Source organism: Olleya sp. Ti.3.14, from assembly GCF_038154885.1.
In the GTDB taxonomy this organism is placed as follows: domain Bacteria; phylum Bacteroidota; class Bacteroidia; order Flavobacteriales; family Flavobacteriaceae; genus Olleya.
The window spans coordinates 1-21,588 of sequence record NZ_JBAKAO010000004.1 but is presented as its reverse complement, the minus strand read 5'-3'; the positions used below and the strand labels follow the sequence as shown (position 1 = coordinate 21,588).

Here is a 21,588-nt window from a genome sequence, read left to right as displayed (position 1 = left end):
TTTTTATATTTTAATATTAACACCAACAGTATAAACTGCTGGGATTGGATATGTTTGTCTGTCTACACCATTTGCAACTTCTGGATTAAATCCATTGTAGCTAAAAGATGTAAATGGACGATCTGCTGTAAAAGTTATTTTAGTTTCTGGTAAGTTTTTACCGTCAATTAACTTAGAAGGGATAGTGTATGCAAGTTGTATGTTTTGTACACGGAAGTAAGATCCATTTTCAACAAAGAAAGAACTCATTTTTTGGTTCCAACCTTTTCTTCTGCCTTCAGAAGAAGGATAGTCATTACTTGTGCCTTCTCCATGCCATCTGTTTATGGCAAAATCTGCATCGATGTTAGTGTCATTAGTAAATAATACTTCACCTCTTTTTCTGTTTAAAATTTCATTACCACTTTGTCCAGCTATTGCAACAGAAAAATCGAAGTTTTTGTAGCTTACTTGCATATTAGCACCATATGTAAAATCAGGTAAATATGACCCTAACACCACTCTGTCATCTGCATCAATTTTACCATCATTATTTTGGTCTTTATAAATAAAATCACCAGGTACAAGTTGGTTACTGTTTTCTGAAAGCTCATACTGAGCTGTTGGATCTGCAGCTACTTGTGCTTCGTTTTGATAGACTCCGTCAATTTCCCATCCATAAAAAGCATTTACAGGCTCTCCAACCATTAATCTTTGTCTAAATTCTGCACTACCAGTATCATAATAGCCTTGGTCTGTATTTATTTTTTTTACTTTATTGTCTAAAGTTCCAAAGTTTCCACCTACAGAAAAGCTCCAATTATCATTAATTGTTTGGCTCCAATTAGCAGCAATTTCTAGACCTTGGTTTCTCATTTCACCAGCATTAACCAGTAAAGTGTTGCTTACAATTGCTTGATCCACCGGAACGACTAGCTTTTTAGTGTCTCTGATAAAGTAATCTGCTTCCAATGTTAATTTGCTATTAAATAACCTTGCACTAATACCAAAATTAGTCTCTTCTAGTATTTCTCTTTCTAAATCTGTAAAGTTGCTAGAGCTAATAATTCCATTAGTTTGTGTGTCATCGATTGCTGTTGTTAATTGAGATACTGTTCTGGTACCAGCACTTCCACCTAGTTGTCCATTAGCTAATTGGCCCCAACTTGCACGTAGTTTTAGAAAATCTATAACATTACTATTTTGCATAAAATTTTCTTTAGAGACAACCCATCCTACACCAAATGCAGGTGTTGTTTCCCATATTTTCTTAGGAAATTTTGCATCACCTTCACGTCTAACTGTAGCATTTAACAAGTACTTATCTTTTAAGCTATACTCTAATCTTCCAAAATATGCTAAAGTGTAAAAGCGGTCTCCAATTTCGTTAACTTGACTAGCAAAAGAGGTTGGGTCTGCAAAATTTAAATACCAAGAACTTTCTAAATCTATTCCTTGTACGTCGTTACCAGTAGCGCTAAAACTATTAGTTTGCTCGTCACCATAAGAGGACCCAGCTAATAACTTAAAACTGTGGTCACCAAAGTTGTCTTTATAAGTAAGGGTGTTGTCCCAATACTGAGTAGAGTAGGTTAGATTTGCTCTTCTTATAGAAGACGTCTCTCTTTGTGAGTTTTGTGAAATAAAATATGGTAACCTTACATTACGCTCTGCTATTGTAGAGTAGTCGTGGCTGTAAGATGTTTTAAAAGAAAGCTTGTCAGGAACAAGATCATACTCTGCATAAACACTAGCTAATATTTTTTTAATCTTTAATTGGTTGTTATTGTAGGTCATTGAAGGAAAAGGGTTTTGAGATCCTCTGTAACCTAAAAGCGTAGCGTCTGAAAACGGAATTGGCGATGCGTCTGTATTTGCATAGTCATAAACTGGAAGAATTGGCACTGCAAAATAGGCTTGAAACCATGCGCCATTTTCTGGATTATATTTAGTAGCATTACTAAAAATAGAATTTACGCCAATTTTTAATCTGTCTGAAACTTTAAAATCAAGATTGGATTGAAGGTTAAAACGCTCGTATTCGTTTTTCATATCTAAGATACCATCTTGAGAAAAATAACTTGCATTGACACCATAAGATGTAGACTCGCTACCACCATTTATAGCAATATTATGACTTGTAATTGTCGCGTCTCTTAACACTTCGTTATACCAGTCTGTATTTACATTTGGTACGTTAGGATTGATTCTGCTTCTACCAAATCTTTCAATTGCATTTTGTACAAATTGAATATCAGATTCTGATCCAGACTCGTAAGCCATAGTTACAAATTGTTCGGCATTAGCCATTTTTACCACATTTTGTGCATGTTGTATTCCTGTATATCCACTATAAGTGATTTCTGGTTTTTTCTCAAATTTACCACCATTTGTTTCTATGATAATAACACCATTAACACCACGTCTTCCAAAAATAGCAATTGATGACGCATCTTTTAAAACAGATACGCTTTGTATTTGGCTACTGTCTAGAAAATCGATGTTGTCGTAAAACATTCCGTCAACAACAAATAGAGGTGTTCCACCTGCAGCGTAAGAGTTAACACCACGTATTCTAATAGAAGGCGAATCTCCTGGAGATCCAACGCTTGTTACCTGCACACCAGCTACTTTACCTTGTAAAGATTGCATTACATTACTGTTAGGTGTTTTTTGTATGTCTTCTGAGTCTATAGTAGTAATTGCTCCAGTTACATCGGCTTTTTTTTGTGCACCATAACCAATAACGACAACCTCTTCTAAGGATTGTGCATCCACTTCTAAAGCGATGTTTATAACGTTATTATTAGCAATAGTAACATTTTTAGTTTTAAAACCAATGTAACTAAATTCTAGTATATTACCTTGAGAAAGTGTGATAGCATAGTTACCATCAAAATCAGTACTTGTTCCTTTAGCTGTACCCTTTACTATAACATTAACGTTTGGTAAGGGTAAACCATCTTCCGCACTTGTAACAACTCCTGTTACAGTTTTGTCTTGAGCTAAAATACTAATGCTCAATAAAAAGAAGAATAGAAAATTAAGTTTTAATTTCATGTATTTTTATTTTAGAATGTTAGTGAAGTAAAATTACTATCTATTTATCTTTAATTTTAAAATACAAATACATTTTGATTACGTCAAGGTTAAGTTAATGTTAACAAAGCTAGTGTTGACGTATTGTAATCCATGGTATTAATCAATAAATAGTACACTAAAACGATATAGTGACGTAGTATTGACGTAGTAATTTATGTTATAATTTAGATAAAAATGCGTTTAAATGAAGCTGTTTAGATAGTCTGTAAGCGAGTCTTCTGAGCTCAAATTTAATTTTCGTTTTAAACGATATCTATGTGTTTCAATTCCTCTGGTAGAAATATTCATTAAAGGAGCAATCTCTTTTGTTACTAAATTCATCTTAATATATGCGCATAATTTTAAGTCTTTATGCGATAGTTTTGGATGTTTAATTTTTAATTGATTGAAGAATTTTTCATGCACCTGATTAAAGTTATATTCAAATATTTCCCATTCGTCTTTATGACCAATGGTGTGATCAATTTTTTTCTGAAGACGTTTGCTAACTTGTTTATTTTGGAACTGACCTTCGTTAATTTGAAGTTCTTTTTTAATTTCCAATAAAGCTTCATTTTTCTTAACCAATGCAATAGCTGTATTTGCTAATTGCTTGCTTTTTAATTTGATTTCGTTTTGAAGTGATTCATTTTTAAGTTTAATAATCTTACGATCATTTTCAATATTTTTTTCTTTTAAAATCTGTTGTTGCTCTTTTTTAAATTCTATTTCTAGTAGTTTTTGTTCTTTCTTCATTTTTCTTTTATGAAGTAAATACATTATACCTAAAGCTAAAATTAAGGCTAATGCGTATATTATAAAACCTGTACTAGACTTGTACCATGGTGGTAATACATGAAGATTTATTGTTTTTACTGGAGAGGTTTCACCTGCTTTATTGGAAGTCCTGAATAATATTGAAAAGTCTCCATTTTTGATGTTGGACAATACTAAGTTTTCATTATCTACTTTGTCCCATTTAGTAGGATTTGTGCTTAAACTGTATTCAAAAAAATGATTGTTAGAGTTTGGAGAGGCTATGGATATGCTTAGTTTTCCGTTATTTGGTAACTCTATTATCGAAGTGTCAATCTTTACTCTGACGTCGTTTACTTGTATTTTTTCGATTAGTGGTTTAACTGGTTTTTTAACGGTAAAATTTTGGTTTGCATTTAGTAATAAAAAGCCATTATTTAAGTTAAGCGCATAAATAGAGTCATTAATTTGTGATATGTTTTCATACCCAACAATTAATCTGTCATCATAATAATCTCTAGTCAAGACCAATTTATCGTTGTTAGTGGCTTTAAATTGAATGATGCCTTTGTGGTTTTTAAAAAACAAGTTATTAGTTAAGTCTTCTGACACGACATCAGATTGAGGACCTATTTTGTCGTTTAAAAATTTATATGGAATTATGCTATCAGCCAATGGCTCGTAGGTTTTCCATCCATCATTGGTTTTAAAGCAAATATTGTTTTTAATTTTATAGACTTTAATATTGTAGTCGGAAGCAGTTGCATTTGTGTTATATTCCTTATAATCAATAATGGAATCAAAGGTGTTATTTAACTTTACTTTTATTAAGCCTTTGTAAGCATGTGCAGCCCAAATATTATTTTTGTCTTCAAACTCCAAATATTTTATTGGGATTGTTGGTTGTCCTAAGTAAGATGCAGACCAGCTTTCTGCTGTTTTATTAAATTTTACTAATCCACCATAAGTACCTTGAACATAGCTGTTGTTGTCAGGTATTTTTTTGATTGTCCAACCTCCTGTAAAGTTTGATATTAACTGTATGGTGTTATTTTTTACTAAAAAAGTACCATCATTATGTCCACAAAATAATTGATTATCTATCACTTTAAGATCCCATACTTGTCCTTGAGAGCCTTCAATAAATATTAATTGATGTTGATTGTTTAAATAATATAGACCTGTGTTGCTGCCAATATAAATGGTGTCATTATACTTTATTACATCGTAAACTGCACCTAGTTTACCAGAAACATCATTATAGTATGTTATGTTGTTTTTTAAATTTATTTTGGATAATCCATTGTCTAAACAAACCCAAATATTAGCATCATTATCTGCTATTATATTTAAAACGGTGTTGTTAACTAGTCCATTTTCTTTATTAATATTAAATATGACTTGCCCTAAGTAGTCTGTAACATAAATTCCATTTTTTATAGTTCCAAACACCATATTTCCGTTTTCTAATTTTAAAAAACTATTAAGTTGATGTTTTTTTATTATATCATTAATTGGAAGCTTAGTTGGTTGTAGGTTGTTATTTATTAACGTAAAGCTTCCTTTTAAAGCAGTTGTAATTAATAAACTATTTTGGTAGTTGGCTATTCCAATAATTTTAGCGTCAACAAGATCATCGCTAAATAAAAAAGGTGTTAAGGTATTGTCTTTTAGTGTAAATATTCCGTTGGTTAATGTATTAACATAAACCGTATCGTTAGATACAGAACAAGAGATGATTGTATCAGTAGATTCAATTTTTGAAATGCTATTGTTTTCTAAAACATAGACATTTAAAAAAGATCTAAATATTATTTTGTTATCGTGTTGTAGAATTTGCCAAAACTCCTCATTAAGTGATTTGTTTTGATTAATTAAATGCGACAACGAATGATAAATTAGTTCTCCTTTGTTGTTGTATTGCCAGTAGCCAAACTCTTCATACGAGCCAGTATATATTTTGTCTTTAACAACTAAAACAGAACGGATTGTAGTTTTGTTGGGTAAGCTGTTTAGTTCCCAATTTAAACCATTATATACTAGTAAACCATTATTATTTGCAACATAGACTTTCCCGTTTTCAGCTTTAGAAACGCCCCAATTTTGGTTTCCTGCATCATATTGCGAAAACGAAAAATTCTCAAAATAAGGAGTATATTGTGCTTGAGCAAGTTGACTTGCTATTAGTACAATAAATAACAGATATATCCTTATTTTCATTATAATTAAACGTTTATTTCGATAAAGTATAAATTTAGTTAGAGATTCTTTTTTAGGTATTTATTTAACTATCAACAAATTAGATTATTTAATACAGCTAAGACTTTTTACTTAAATTGCTTAGCATGTCTTTGGTTATTCCATCTAAATCAAATTGATGTTTCCAATCCCATTGTTCTCTAGCTTCAGTGTCATCAATACTACTTGGCCAAGAGTCTGCAATTTGTTGTCTAAAATCAGGCTTATAGCTGATTTTAAATTCTGGAATCTCTTTCTTTATAGACTCTGCAATCTCTTTTGGAGTAAAGCTAATTCCAGAAAGATTATAAGAAGATCTAATTTTTATTTTATCAGAATCTGCAGACATAATATTTACAGTAGCCGTAATAGCATCATCCATGTACATCATTGGAAGCGCTGTGTTTTTAGTTAAAAAACACTCGTAATTTTTATTTTTTAAAGCTTCATGATAGATTTCTACAGCATAATCTGTTGTTCCTCCACCAGGTAGCGTTTTCCAGCTAATTATTCCTGGATAACGTAAGCTTCTTACATCTACATCATATTTTTCGTGATAATATTCACACCAACGTTCACCAACTTGCTTGGTAATTCCGTAGACAGTAGTTGGTTCCATGACAGTATATTGAGGAGTGTTTTCTGTTGGAGTGGTAGGTCCAAATACAGCAATACTAGAAGGCCAAAATACTTTTTTAATAGCTTTAGCTTTAGCTAAATTTAATACATGAAAAAGTGATTGCATGTTTAAATCCCAAGCTTTCATTGGATACTTTTCTCCTGTAGCACTTAATAAAGCTGCCATTAGGTAAATGGTATCAATATTATGTTTTTCGCAACATATTTTAATGGATGCATAATCCATAGCATCGATAATCTCAAATGTACCAGAATTAACTAAATCTAGATTATTGTAATTTAAATCACTTGCAATAACATTAGCATCACCATGAATAGCTCTAAGTTTGTAGGTTAATTCTGAACCTATTTGTCCTCCTGCTCCAATAATTAATATTTTTTCGCTCATTTTGTTGGATTATGTGTAAAATATGCGCTCAAAAGTAATAACATTTTAAAGATTTATTAATAAAAAAATTATAAAAGTGGTCAGAATAAACAATTTTAAGTTTTAATAATATTTAACTCTTTAATCTAATATATTTGTGTGTCAAACATTTAGTTTTAATCATGAGATTTATAAAATTATTAGTAATTACTGTGTTATTATTTACATCTTGTAAAAAGGAAAACACAGAGATAACAGCTGAAGAGGTGTCAAAGCAAAATACAGTTGTAACGGATTCGTTAAAATTAACTAAGAAGGATATTTCTAAAGTTAATTATAAAGACATAGGCTTAGATGCAAAGACTAATAAGGTTATTTCAAATTGGCAACCTTACTTGAATGTCGTTAACGGAATAGAAAAAATCAAACTTCCTGATTTTTCATTTTTTAATGCAGATACAGATTTGTTTGTTTCTAGCCTTAAAGATTTAGAAGAAACAATACCTGAAGGTATCAATACTGAGCCTATAAAAGCTAGAGTTTTGGTTTTAAAAACCATGCTTTTTAAGTTTCAAGAAATTGAAAGTTTAAATACAAGTTCAAAAAAAGATAAGTTATTGGCAATACAACAAGTGTTTGTTGCGCTTTCTAATTTAAACCTTCAGATAAACAAAAAGATAGAAAAAGATAGTCAAACTATTATAAAGCCTTATTAAAATGAAATACGTAATTTTTTGTCTAATAGGTCTTACCCTATTGTTTTCTTGTAAAGTAGCAGAAGTGCAAGTGGATGTTGTAAAGCAAAAAGAAGATATAAATTATAGTTTGGAAGCTTGGCATAAAGCTGCTGCAGAAGCCAATTTTGATGCTTATTTTAATTTAATGACAACAGATGGCGTTTTTATAGGTACAGATGCAACCGAAAATTGGCAAAACAATCAATTCAAGGCATTTGCTAAACCTTATTTTGATAAAGGAAAAGCATGGAGTTTTACTACAATATCAAGAAATATTTATGTGTATGAAAATCAAAAATTAGCGTGGTTTGATGAATTATTAGATACACAAATGGAAATTTGCAGAGGGTCTGGAGTTGTTGAAAAAGTCGGCGATGTGTGGAAGGTTAAACATTACGTCTTGTCAATAGCAATACCAAATGATAATGTAAGTGAAGTGATAAATTTAAAAAAGGCATCAGATAGCATTTTAAAGTTAAAATTATTAAAAAACTACTAAATACTCATAAAAGAGTGTATTTTGTCGATGTTTTTTGTTAATACATCAGTAATTAAATAAAAAACATCTATTTTTGATTTTAAAATGTTAGTAAAAATGAAAAAAATGTTACTCTTAGTTTTTGTGCTTTTTAGTACTTTAACTTTTGCTCAATTTAATCAAGATGCTCCATGGATGAGTAGTCTTAAGCAAACTTCAGGTGATAAATCAAAACCTGCAAAATTTCAGGATATAGTTGACGCCTTTAATACCTATTGGGAAACTAGAGATCCTAATCAAAAAGGGAGTGGTTATAAACCATTTAAAAGATGGGAAACGTATTGGTCAAACTATGTAAAACCAGACGGTACTTTACCAACATCTTTGGAGTTGTGGAATACTTATTTAGAAGTTAAAAGCACCAAAACTAGTTTAAGAAGCAGTAACGTTATGGTGGATGAAAGTGATTGGCAACCGGTAGGTCCTTTTACACATTCTAACACTGGATCTTGGTCTTCTGGTCAAGGTCGAGTAAATGTTGTTGTGCAAGACCCTAATACACCTTCAACAATTTATGCAGGAGCGCCTGCTGGTGGTTTATGGAAATCTATAGATTCTGGTTTGTCCTGGACAACTACAACCGATGATTTACCGCAAATAGGTGTGTCAGGTATTGCAATAGATGGCAGTAATAGTGATATTATATATATAGCTACAGGAGACGATGATGCAGGAGACTCCTATAGTGTTGGTGTCATGAAATCTTTAGATGGTGGTTTAACTTGGAATACTACAGGATTAAATCCAGGTAATTCTCCGGACTCATTGAATGATATCTATATCCATCCATCAAACTCTAATATATTATGGGTTGCTACAAATAATGGTGTTTATAAAACTACCGATGGAGGAGTAACTTGGAGTAATTTTAATGCTTCAGGTTTTTCAAATGGAACAGTAGGTTTAAATATTAAGGACATAAAAGTTAAGCCAACAGATCCAAATACACTATATGCTGTTTCTAATAACAGATTTTATAAGTCTGTAGATGGTGGAGAGTCTTTTGCATTAACATCAAATGGTGTAACATTTAATGGCGTGTCAAGAATGGTTATTGACGTAACACCTGCAAACCCAAATGTAGTTTATGTATTGATTTCTGATAATAGTTATGGTTTTAGAGGTGTTTACAAGTCTTCAGACTCTGGGGCTAATTTTACACAAGTAGCCTCATTAGCAAGTAATGGAGATGTTTTTGAATCTACTCAATCTTGGTTTGACCTTGCTTTTGCTGTTTCTGATACTAATGAAAACGAAATTTATACAGGTGTATTAAATATTTGGAAAGGGCTAGTAACAGGTAATCAAACAAGTTTTACTAAACTTAATAATTGGAATGCTCCATTTTCATCTTCTTACACTCACGCAGATATTCACTTTTTAAGATTTTTTAATGGTGATTTATACGCAGGAACAGATGGTGGTTTTTACAAATCACAAAATGGAGGTATCAGTTTCACTGACTTGACAGAAGGTATGCAGATTAGTCAATTTTATAGAGTAGCTGTTTCTAAACAAAGCTCAAATAAAATGGTTGGAGGTTTACAAGATAATGGTGGTCACGCCTATAATAATGGACAGTGGCAAAATTATTATGGAGCAGATGGTATGGATACTGCTATCGATCCAGCAAATTCTAGTAATTATTATGGATTTACACAAAATGGAGGTGGACTATACATTTCTTCAAATTCAGGTGGAGCTATAACAGGAAGTGTTGGTTCTCCAGCAGGAGAAAATGGAAATTGGGTTACGCCTTTAGCTATGAGTAGTAATAGTGAGTTATATGCAGGATATAATTCATTATATAAATTAGTTGGAAATAATTGGGTAGCAGTTTCGTCCCCTTTTGGATCAAGTAATATTAGTGCAATAGAAATTGATGAAATTAATCCCGATAATATATATGTTGCCATAAATTCTACTTTAAGAAAAAGCACTAATGCAGGTGGTTTGTTTATAAATGTGGCATCATTTGCTAATAATATCACTTCTATTGAAGTTAATAATTCTGATAGTAATATAATTTACGTAACAACGTCTGGCGTTTTTGGTCAGGTCTTAAAATCAGTTGATGGCGGAAACAATTTTACAGACATATCAAGCGGTTTGCCAGCAGTAACAAAAAACAGCATTAAACATCAAGCATTACACTCTAAAAACCCATTGTTTTTAGGGACAAGTTTAGGGGTTTATAGATATGATGATGATACCTTAACATGGGATTTATTTAACAACGATTTACCCAATGTTGCTGTAACTGATGTAGAAATTAATGTTTTAGATGATAAAATTACTGCAGCTACCTATGGTAGAGGTATATGGCAATCTAGTATTCCAACCGAATTGGCAGCTACAGATGTTAAATTAGTAGCGCTTAATGGTATTAGTGCAGCTGTAGATTGTAATGCTAATATTGTACCTCAAGTAGAAATTAAAAATAATGGGTTAAGTCCTATAACATCTGTAGATTTTAACTACTTAATCGATGGTGTTTCTAATGCTTATAATTGGACAGGTAATTTACTATCGGAAACATCAACTTTAGTGGATTTACCAGTACTAAATTTACCTAAAGGAATTTATACATTTAAAGTATCATCAACTATTGCTGGTGATGCTTATGCAAGTAATAATGACTCTGAAGAAAAAGTTATTTATGTTAATGACAGTGGTGTAACACAAGTGGTAAACACATTTGAAACACCTGAAGAAGAACTATTAGTTATTGACGAAAGTGCAGCAACACAATATTGGCAACGAGGCGTTCCAACAGGAGCAGTTTTAAATAACCCATCTTCAGATCTATCTAATCAAGTATATGGTACAAACTTGGTGGGAGATTATGATAATAATGTAAAAAGTTATTTAGTGTCACAATGCTTTGATTTAACAACATTAACAAGTCCTGAGCTTAAATTTGATATGGCTTTTCAGCTTGAAGATGATTGGGATCTATTATATATGGAGTACTCCATTGACCAAGGATTAACTTGGACTGTTTTAGGTGCAGCAACAGATCCAAATTGGTACAATAATGATACTGCGCAAGGCGAGAATAATACGTGTTTTAACTGTATTGGATCACAGTGGTCTGGAACAGATGCACAATCTGCTACAATGTCAGAGTATAGCTATGATTTAACAGCATTAAATACAGAGACTAGTATCATGTTTAGGTTTGTGTTTCAGTCTGATCAAGCTGTTCAGGAAGAAGGTGTTATAATTGATAATTTTGTGATCAGAGGAACTGATAATTTAAGTGTTGATCAATTTAAAACTAACAATTTTATGGTGTATCCAAATCCATCAAAAGGCTTATTCAATATTAAAACACATTCTAATCAAAGTTTTGATGTTGCGGTTTATGACCTTACAGGTAAATTAATTTATAATAAATTAGAAGCTAAAACTAATAATAATTTGTATCAATTGGATTTAAGTAGCTTTTCAACAGGAGTCTATTATTTAAATTTACAAACTAATGTTGGCAGAATAACTAAAAAGCTAATTGTTAATTAAAAGTTAATTTAAACTTAAAAAACGCGCCTTACTACCAGCTAGTAGGCGCGTTTTTTATACCTTAAACAATTATTATACGCGTAATATAAACACTATCAAAAAATGAAAATCAACCTTAAAAAATCAACTGTAATTGGTATAGTTGGCTGCTTAACCATCATGGGATGTAAAGAAGACAAGCCAGCAGAACCAACTGCAAAATTAGAAGTCGTTCCAGGAATCAATTTAGATTACATGGACAAGTCAACACAACCTAAAGAAGATTTCTTTAGATATGTAAACGGAAAATGGTTAGACAATAACGAGATTCCGGATGATCAAGCTACTTGGGGAAGTTTCCAAGAATTGCGTAAAAAAACAGATGCTGACGCTTTGGCAATTTTAAAAGCAGCAATGTCTGATAATAAAGATCTTGAAAACATTAAAGTATTACCAGGTTCTGACCAAGAAAAGGCAGTGTATTTTTACCAAACTATTATGGACACTATTGGTCGTAATAAGTTAGGTATTGAGCCAGTAAAACCATATTTAGCTAAAATTGAAGCTATAAAAAACATCGAAGACCTACAGGCTTACATGATTGAAATGGAACCTCAAGGTGGAGGTGGTCTTTATGGTTTTGGTGTAGGATCTGATCCTAAAGATAGTAATCGTAACGTTGCCTATTTAGGAGGAGGTAGCACAGGTTTACCAGACAGAGATTACTACATTAAGGATGATGCCGACTCAAAAGAAAAAAGAGAAAAGTATGTAGCACATATCACTAGAATGTTTCAATATTTGGGTGATAATGAAGCAACAGCTAAAACACAAGCAGAACAAATTTTAGCTTTCGAAACAAGATTAGAAGAAGCTAAAATGGATAAGGTAGATCGTCGTGACGCACGTAAGCGTTACAATCCAAGATCAATTGCAGAGGTTCAAAAAATGGTGCCTGCAGTTAATTGGAAAAACTTTATTTCTGGTATAGGTGTAAAACAATTAGATACTGTTATTATAGGTGATCTAGGTTACTTTAATAGACTACAAGAAGTATTGGCTGATGGTAATGTTAGCGACTGGAAAGCTTACTTAAAGTGGCAAACATTTAATAGCGCTGCTGGTTATTTAAGCACAGATATTGAAACTGCTAACTGGGAGTTTTACGGTAAAGAATTAAATGGATCAAAAGCACAACGTCCAAGAGAAGAACGTGCTTTAGGTGCATTAAACGGGACCGTAGGAGAAGCTTTGGGTAAATTATATGTTGACAAAAAGTTTCCTGCGGAAGCTAAAGTAAAAGCTAAAAAAATGATTGAAAATGTCATCTTAGCGTTTGAGCATCGTATAAATAAATTAGACTGGATGAGTCCAGAAACTAAACAAAAAGCAATCGAAAAACTTAAAGCAACTAAAGTTAAGATTGCTTATCCAGACAAATGGAAAGATTATTCCGAATTAAAGATTAATAGTGTTGAAGAAGGTGGGTCTTATTTACAAAACTCTTTAAATGCTACTGCATGGAATTTTAAAGATGATATTCAAAAATTAGGAAAACCAGTTGACAAGTCAGAATGGTACATGGCTCCTCAAGTAGTAAATGCTTATTTTAATCCAGCTTACAACGAAATTGTTTTTCCAGCAGCTATTTTACAACCACCTTTTTATAATTATACTGCAGATGATGCTGTAAATTATGGAGGGATTGGAGCTGTAATTGGACATGAAATTTCACATAGTTTTGATGATTCAGGATCACGTTATGATAAAGATGGAAATCTTAACAATTGGTGGACAGATGAAGATTTAAAACAATTTGAAGGTTTAGGAAAAGCATTGGCTGATCAATATTCAGGTATTGAAGTATTACCAGAAACCAATATTAATGGTGCTTTTACATTAGGTGAAAACATTGGAGATTTAGGTGGTGTTTTAGCTGCTTATGACGCTTTACAAATGAGTTTTGAACAAGACGGAAGACCCGAAGATATTGATGGTTTTACAGCAGAACAACGTTTCTTTATGTCTTGGGCTACCGTTTGGAGAACCAAAATGCGCGATGATGCATTAAAAACAAGAATTAAAACAGATCCACATTCTCCAGGGATGACTAGAGCTGTACAACCTTTATTAAATATTGATGCATTTTATAAAGCGTTTGATATTAAAGAAGGAGATAAAATGTTTATCGCACCAGAAGATCGTGTAAGAATTTGGTAAAGATTTAGTAAGAAATTTCTTTTTAAAAAAAAGGGCAACTATTTAGTTGTTCTTTTTTTTTGTTGTTTTTTTTGTCGGATTTTTAATACACTTTAACGAATTTAATTTTAAAAAAACATAATGTTTAACAGACTTTTCTTAAATTTTTAACATTATTGTATATAAAATCTAATTTGTATAACCTGTGCAATACTAAATGGTTAAACAAATTGGTAATTTAAATTTCAAGAAATATGACCCCAAAAAACCTACTTTCCATCGGCCCGAACTATTTTATTTTAAAAAGTAAATTAAATCTGTTGTGGGCATTTAAGCAACAAATTATTAAGCTTGTTTTCCAAAACAGATACACGATTTCACGTCATGAATCGTGCGCAACATTAAAATTTAAATTCTAAGTTTATGAAAAATAATTACACTAATTCTTTAACTTTTATAAATGCTTGGAGCAAAAAAAGTTTTTTACTTTTAGTGCTTTTTGCTTTAAGTTTTGTTACTTCATCCTTTGCTCAGTTTGATTATGCAAATGACGATTTCGAGGTTACTTACCAACCTACAATTTTATCCTCTGATGCAGGTGTAGGTATTGGTATTGGTAACGAGTCATTTAATGAGGTTGCTATTACTTCATTAGGATCTAACACGAATTCAGTTTTGGTTACTATGCATTTACCTCCTGGTGTTAGCTATGTACCAAATACTGCAAATATAAAATCATCAAATCCAGCAGGACAATTTGTTATTTTAGATTCAAGTACTTCAACAGATTTAAATAATCCGGTTTTTGAAATTAATAGAGGTGTCGCAGCAACTAATTGGGGAGCAAGTAGTTTTGTTATTTTTGAATTTCAACGTACCGCAGACTGCCCAGCAGTAGCACATAATGAAGCTCAAGGTACATTTAAAGATTTTATTGAGCTTAATTACTCTGGAGGAGAAGGTAGCGGAGAAGATACCAATGAAACAGTGGGAACTTATAACTTAATAGCGCCTTCTTTGTTAGTTGACTCTCCAATATTGTCAGTGCCTGCATTAGTTGGAGGTACACACACTAGAGATGTATCTGATATTAATGCTGGTAACTCAGGTACGCAAACGGGTTATCATTCTGTGCTTTTAGGATCTCAAGTTAGTAATTATAGGTTGTTTTATGCTGGAGAAGAAATTTTTCCTGTTGATTATACTGCTAATCCTTTAATATATAATTATGATATGAATGTTTTTCCTTTTAAAGACAATCCTAATGTTGATCCTGCTTTAGAGGATAACAATGGTGTTTTTGACGATGGCGAAACTTTACAATTTACAGAACAATTTAGTTTGCTCTCTTGTGGAGCATCAACAGCAGATACAAACATTGATCACAGAGCTGGATGGGATTGTTATTTGTCGGATCAAGTGGTAGGATCAGTTCTTTTTGGATCAGCAGTTCCTACATTAACTTTTACGGTAGTTGATAGACCAAGAGAAATTTGTGGTACAAATACTGTCGTAATAGAAATACAAAATACGGGTTCTGGTCCTGCAGCTTGGGCTAAAGATGTTAGATTATCCTTTGGTTTAGGATCCAATGGTCAATTATTAAATATTGGTTATGATTATAACAACCGTTGGCCAAGTGAATTTTATGATCAAAAATTATTTACTAATTTTAGATTAGGTGTTGGTGCAGAGCAAAGTGATGTTTCGTCTTTTATTTCAGGATGGACGCCAGATAATCCAACATATGCAGCTTATGGAGATACTCAGATTTTAAGTGAAGACACCCTTTTAGCAGACCCAGATGGTCCAGGAGGGTTTTCAGATGTTGATGGAGATTTGCGTTTTGATGACATAGCAGCAGGAGATACAGTTACCTTAACTTATGATATTACTTTTGTAGATGATGATGTGTTTTCTTGTGGATCAGGAGATGATAGATTACAAGATTGGGAACATTTATTTTTAAATGCTTTAGCCAAAACTCAGTGTGATATTCCTAGAATTGCAGGAACAGATTTAGGTTATGGTAATATTGGTAGAGATTATTTATTACCTACTTTAAGAGAGCAAGATACAGATACTTCAGATGGTGAGGTCTTTGAAGTTGCAATAAGTCCTTATTTTAGAAATGCTGGAACTGCTTATCAACATAATGGTCATGCAATACTTAATGGGGACGCAGATAATGAAATGATAATTGAATTGGATGTTCCTGCTGGTGTCACTTTGGATGCTTCGGCAGACCCTACATTGTTTAGTCAACCAGGAGGTACAGGTACACCTGTTTATTATTCAACAACTGATTTGTCAAATGGATATAGTAAAGGTGGGACAACTGCCGAATATATTCGTTTTCCATTAGTTGCAACTTGTGCAACACCAAATCCAATTGTAATTCCTTATAAAACAACATATAATTGGTATGATTCTTTTGGAGATATTTGTAAAACAAATGAAGTTCATTGTGATGATTTTTTACCAATATTATTACATAATTGTGCACCTTGTCAAGGACCAAATATAACAGCATTTGATTCCTTCAGAATAACACCTGGATACACGGATAATACTATGACTACATTAGTTACATTAGATCCAGCTATCCATGAATTAGACCAATATTTAGCTGGTGATGACATGCGTGTAGTAGCCGAAGGTTTTATGAATAGTTCTGCAGGAGGTATTGTAGGTGATGATTTACATTTTAGACAAAAGTATGACTTGCCAACTTCGGCATCTTTAGGTCAAGAAACTATAAGATTCGTAGAAGGTCAAGTATACTTTATAGATGCCTCAACAGGATTAACAACCCCTGTAACAGCCTTAAATCCTCCAGTCATTATTCCAGAACCAGGAGGAAGCAATGATTTTATTGCAGACTTTGATTTTTCTAACGCTATAGCTTTATTGGATTCTGGAACTGTAGATAATGGTGATCAATTTTTTATACAAATGGATTGGCATTTTATGTTAGATACATTTTATCCAAACAATTTTAACGTAATGGGCTTTAGAGGACGTTTTTTTACTATCGAGCCTGGACACGTTAACGCAAATTCAGCAAATGAAGTTAGTTGTGATGATTGGGGAGATTCTGTTGAGTTTACTAGACCTAATCTAATAACTGGAGGAGCTAGTCAAGTGTTTGCAGATTGTACAGAGTTATCGGCAATTGATTATAATAATTATATAAGAGGATCAATAGGACACTTACATCCTGGAGAGTTTAGACCAATTACAGCAATTAAACAAATTGATTACCTTGTGCCTGATGGTATTAGGGTATTAGATGCTAGCCAACAAACTACTGAAGGAACTTTCAGAGCAAGTGATGGTGATTTACAACTAGTTCAAATAAGTGATAACACTTGGAGGGCAATTCCAGTCCCTGGAAGTAACTATAGAGACACTGATCAAAGAGGTCAAGCTGCTTACAGAACTGTTTTAACAGTAAAAGGAACTTGTGAACTTTTAGAATCTACAGAAATTGATGTGTTTACAACAATGGATTTATATCCTTGGGCACACAACGTATATGCAGATCCAAGTAAATATGGAGAAGACCTGACAAGAATACAAAATGTAGTTTTTTCTGATGATGGAGATAGCACTAACGACTTAATAAACGCAGCTGGTAATACTGATGCAGGAGCTGCTGTTAGATTAAATTATAGCGCTCCAACGTATAACTTCCAACCGTTAATAGGTTCAACAGTTGATGGTTATGGACCAGAAGCCTTTTTTGATTTACAAATTATAAATACATCAACAACAGAAATTCCTTTTCATTGGGTAAAAGTGCCAGGACAGGATATAACAGTTACCAATGCAAGTATTGATGTAGCAGCGGATGGTTCAGGTGGAGGAACACCTGTTGACCCTGCAACAGAAATTATAACTGATGCAGATGGAAATAGTTATGTGCAAATTGGTTCAATTGCAGCAGGTGCTTCTAAAAACATTCGTATTGCAGCGGTTTACAATTTCTGTGAGCAAAGACCAGTAGATTTTTATCTAGGTTACGATTGTGATGCATATCCAGTAGATTACTCAACTACAACAGATTTTTGTTACAAGGAAATTGCTACAATAGCTTTAATTCCTTCATCAGCATTAATTCAGCAAACTGTTAATTCTCAGCCTTCAGCTCCAGTTAATAATTGTGCTCCTTTTGTTATGGTAATGGAGTATAATGCAGGACTTAGAGGTACAGTTGTTAATCCATTATCTACACTTGAACCTTTTGGAGGTACAGATGCAGTAGACATAATATTAGTAGAATCTGAATACCCTAGAAATTCAGGCAATTGGGAAGATATTACAGCATCAGTAGTAGATGTAACTACAGGTTATGAAATTCCGTTAGCGCATCCTGATATGGATGTTTATGGAGGATTGCCTGGTACTGGTGCAGTTGGAGTAAGTGAAGATGATAGAAAAATAATGATACGTTATACATTACAGACAACTTGTGATTATCAATCTAACTCACCTATTAGTTTCAAGATAAATGGAAATGCACCATGTGGAGACCCAGCACAAGGAAATAATACAAAACTTCTAACCGAAGGCGTAATTGTTGAAGGTTTAGACGCACCATATAGAGCTTTTCCGGAATTAACTGTTCCAGACCCAATTGATGGTTGTGGAGCTAACTTTACTGTTATAAATAAATCAACAATATCAGATATCGCAGGAGGAAGTACTTCGGCTATAACAGGTACGGAAGATTTTGCAAAAGTTATAATCCCAGTTGGTTTAGAGTATGTTCCAGGAACACTTCAAAATACAGGTGGTGGTACTGATAATATTGTTATTAATACCGAATCTCCAAATGAATTAATTGTTCAGTATCCTGAAGGGATGACTAATGGAGACACTATTGAATTTTCTTTTGAAGTAACTCCAATTAATGGTATTTGTTCAGATGCAGCATCTGTTACAGTTAGTAATTATATTGAAAGTACAGGTACAACTTGTTCAACAGGAACAGGTGTGACATGTACTTCAGCTATTATTCAAACTGGAAGTAGGCAAAAAGATGTAGAAATTCGTAAACCTACTCCAGCAACATTAAATTCTTCTGATGCAACGTTAAGTGAAACAATTTCTACATTTGGTTACTCAATAGCAACAATAACAATTGAAAACACAGGTGAATTAGAAATGCCTGCAGGTGCAGAATATGATTTTTACTGTGCTGATGTATCAGGAAATCCGACAGGTGCTAGTATATATACAGGTAATTTAGTCGGAGCGATACCAGCAGGAGGATCACTTACAGAAGCTATTGAATTTAACGGTTCAGAAGCATGTGACTCATCAACAGGAATAGTATTTGTTATGGAGCCAAGTGACGCAAATTGTATGTGTGGTCCTACTCAAATTAAAATGAATTTAACTAGAGCTGCTATACAAGCCATGCCAGATGATTTTATCACAGCAATCGATCAATCTATTGTAGCTAATCTATTTAATGCAAATGATGGATTTGGTGAAAATCATGATGATGAAGATATTTTAGGAGAAGGTAATACAGTCGTAACCAACTATGCGCAACCTGCTAATGGGACCGTAATATTAGATGATGATGGTTCAATGACATTTATTCCTGCTCCAGGATGGTCTGGAGAAACTACTTTTGAATATACAATTCAAGATCAAGACGGAAATGAAAGCACTACTACAGTTACAATTCGTATACCTGATGGACCAGTAGCTGTGGATGATGAAGATTTAAATAATCCAGCAGGCCCTGTAACAATGGACACTTTAATTAGTGATAATGATATACCTAATACATTGGCTGATCCATTAAATGCAATTGACCCATCAACAGTAAACTTTGTTGATCCTAATGCTACAGATAGTAATGGTGACGGATTTAATGATACATTAGTAGTGCCAAATGAAGGTACATGGGAAGTAGATTCTTCAGGAGAAGTTACTTTTACTCCAGCACCAGGATTTACAGCAGATCCAACACCTATAAATTACGAAGTAAACGATACAGGAGGTTTAACTTCTAATGAAGCTACTTTAACTATAACTTACGTTATTGTTCCTCCAGTACCGCAAGATGATTATGATTTAGATAATATAGCAGGTTCAACAGTGACAATTGACGTTTTTGCTAATAATCAAGATCCATCTAATCCAAATCCTTTAGTAGATGCAGATGCAGATGGAAGTGTGGATGTAACTAGTGTTAGTTTAATCATACCTCCAGGAGCAACAAGTATTAATGTAGTAAATGGAAATGTAACAGGATTTAATGTTCCTGGTGAAGGTAATTGGAGTGTTAATCCTTTTACAGGAGAAACAACTTTTACACCATTATCAACATTTACTGGTAATCCAACACCAGTTGATTATACAATTCAAGATAACGATGGAAATATTAATTTACCAGCAGACAATGCAACAATAACAATTACATACTTATGTAATTTGCCTGTGCCTACAACTACAGACTCGACTCCAATTTCGTGTGAAGCAGATGGAAATACATTAGCAGATTTAATTGTAAATAATACGCCATCAGGAGCAACAGTAATATGGTATGACGCAGTAGGTAATGTAATATCAAATACAACACCATTAACTAATGGAGTAAGTTATTTTGCAGGATTTGCAGAAGATGCACCTTCTACATGTACTTCTGCTGTATCAGATAGACTAGAATTTGTAGTAACTGTTAACCCAGAACCGGAAGATCCAAATGGTGATTCTCATCAAGAATTCTGCGAGTCCGAAATGGCTACAGCAACTTTAGCTGATTTGGAAGTTACAACAGATGGTCAAACATTAACATTAAACTACTACGATACTTTAGCGGATTATGAAGCCGACCCTAAAGTGCCTTTACCAGAAACTACTTTATTAACTGCACTGACAGATAACTTAGTGGTTATTAGCCAAACAAATGCATCTGGTTGTGAAAGTATAGATTTACTTACAGTAGTTGTAGATTTCGTACCACAAGCTAATCCTGGTGTAGATGGAGCAGTAACTGCAACATGTGATGCTATAGATTTATTCGCAGCTTTAGGTACTGCAGATGCAGGAGGTACCTGGAGTCCTAATTTAATTGATGGAATATTTGATCCAGCAGTTAACAATGGAGGAGTTTACACATATACAATTAGTCAAGAGCTACCATGTGAAGATGTTTCTGCATCAATAACTGTTACTAACAATTGGCCAACTGCTGATTGTGATGGTGATGGAGTATCAAACTCAGATGAAGTTGCAGATGGAACAGATCCAGATGAAGCATGTGATTATATAGTATCAAGTGTTACTTTAACTCAATCAGGAGCTTGGTTAACCGAGGACTGTGATGGTGATGGCGTAACCAACGAAACAGAAGTTACAGATGGAACCGATCCAAACGATCCTTGTTCTTACGATCCAGCAAATGTTACAGAAACTCAATCAGGAGACTGGTTAGCAGCAGACTGTGATGGTGATGGTGTAACTAATGAGCAAGAAGTTATAGATGGAACCGATCCAAACGATCCATGTTCTTATAATACAGCAAACGTAAC

At 33.2% G+C, this 21,588-nt stretch carries 8 protein-coding genes; 5 read left to right on the top strand and 3 right to left on the bottom strand.

Annotated elements, in window-relative coordinates; translation table 11 throughout:
* Nucleotides 1-3: 3 nt before the first annotated feature.
* The 3 genes from V6251_RS07450 to V6251_RS07440 all read right to left on the bottom strand — a co-directional run bounded on the left by V6251_RS07450 (nt 4) and on the right by V6251_RS07440 (nt 7,081).
* Entirely contained in the window at nt 4-3,039 is a 3,036-nt protein-coding gene (locus V6251_RS07450; protein WP_341587640.1) for a SusC/RagA family TonB-linked outer membrane protein, read from the bottom strand.
* 222 nt (nt 3,040-3,261) lie between these two features.
* Nucleotides 3,262-6,036 (bottom strand): helix-turn-helix and ligand-binding sensor domain-containing protein, encoded by a 2,775-nt coding sequence (locus V6251_RS07445; protein ID WP_341587639.1) that lies wholly within the window; start codon nt 6,034-6,036, stop codon nt 3,262-3,264.
* Nucleotides 6,037-6,133: 97 nt separating this feature from the next.
* Nucleotides 6,134-7,081 (bottom strand): NAD-dependent epimerase/dehydratase family protein, encoded by a 948-nt coding sequence (locus V6251_RS07440; protein WP_341587638.1) that lies wholly within the window; start codon nt 7,079-7,081, stop codon nt 6,134-6,136.
* A gap of 161 nt (nt 7,082-7,242) precedes the next feature.
* Between V6251_RS07440 and V6251_RS07435 the strand changes: the two genes are divergently transcribed.
* The 5 genes from V6251_RS07435 to V6251_RS07415 form a co-directional block, all read left to right on the top strand.
* Complete coding sequence (locus tag V6251_RS07435) at nt 7,243-7,776, top strand: hypothetical protein (RefSeq protein ID WP_145004504.1); 534 nt, start codon at nt 7,243-7,245, stop codon at nt 7,774-7,776.
* A gap of 1 nt (nt 7,777) precedes the next feature.
* Nucleotides 7,778-8,296: a nuclear transport factor 2 family protein gene (locus V6251_RS07430; protein WP_341587637.1), complete on the top strand. Its 519-nt coding sequence runs from the start codon at nt 7,778-7,780 to the stop codon at nt 8,294-8,296.
* 105 nt (nt 8,297-8,401) lie between these two features.
* Complete coding sequence (locus V6251_RS07425) at nt 8,402-11,857, top strand: T9SS type A sorting domain-containing protein (protein WP_341587636.1); 3,456 nt, start codon at nt 8,402-8,404, stop codon at nt 11,855-11,857.
* Between the two features lie 102 nt (nt 11,858-11,959).
* Nucleotides 11,960-14,056, top strand: a complete 2,097-nt coding sequence (locus V6251_RS07420) for a M13 family metallopeptidase (RefSeq protein ID WP_445933617.1) — start codon at nt 11,960-11,962, stop codon at nt 14,054-14,056.
* Between the two features lie 402 nt (nt 14,057-14,458).
* A partial coding sequence (locus V6251_RS07415) for an Ig-like domain-containing protein (RefSeq protein WP_341587635.1) occupies nt 14,459-21,588 on the top strand: 7,130 nt, incomplete at its 3' end.

What these genes read in the sequence shown, in the direction of transcription:
- V6251_RS07450 (WP_341587640.1), bottom strand. Translation starts at nt 3,039, where the DNA reads ATGAAATTAAAACTTAATTTTCTATTCTTCTTTTTATTGAGCATTAGT.
- V6251_RS07445 (WP_341587639.1), bottom strand. Translation starts at nt 6,036, where the DNA reads ATGAAAATAAGGATATATCTGTTATTTATTGTACTAATAGCAAGTCAA.
- V6251_RS07440 (WP_341587638.1), bottom strand. Translation starts at nt 7,081, where the DNA reads ATGAGCGAAAAAATATTAATTATTGGAGCAGGAGGACAAATAGGTTCA.
- V6251_RS07435 (WP_145004504.1), top strand. Translation starts at nt 7,243, where the DNA reads ATGAGATTTATAAAATTATTAGTAATTACTGTGTTATTATTTACATCT.
- V6251_RS07430 (WP_341587637.1), top strand. Translation starts at nt 7,778, where the DNA reads ATGAAATACGTAATTTTTTGTCTAATAGGTCTTACCCTATTGTTTTCT.
- V6251_RS07425 (WP_341587636.1), top strand. Translation starts at nt 8,402, where the DNA reads ATGTTACTCTTAGTTTTTGTGCTTTTTAGTACTTTAACTTTTGCTCAA.
- V6251_RS07420 (WP_445933617.1), top strand. Translation starts at nt 11,960, where the DNA reads ATGAAAATCAACCTTAAAAAATCAACTGTAATTGGTATAGTTGGCTGC.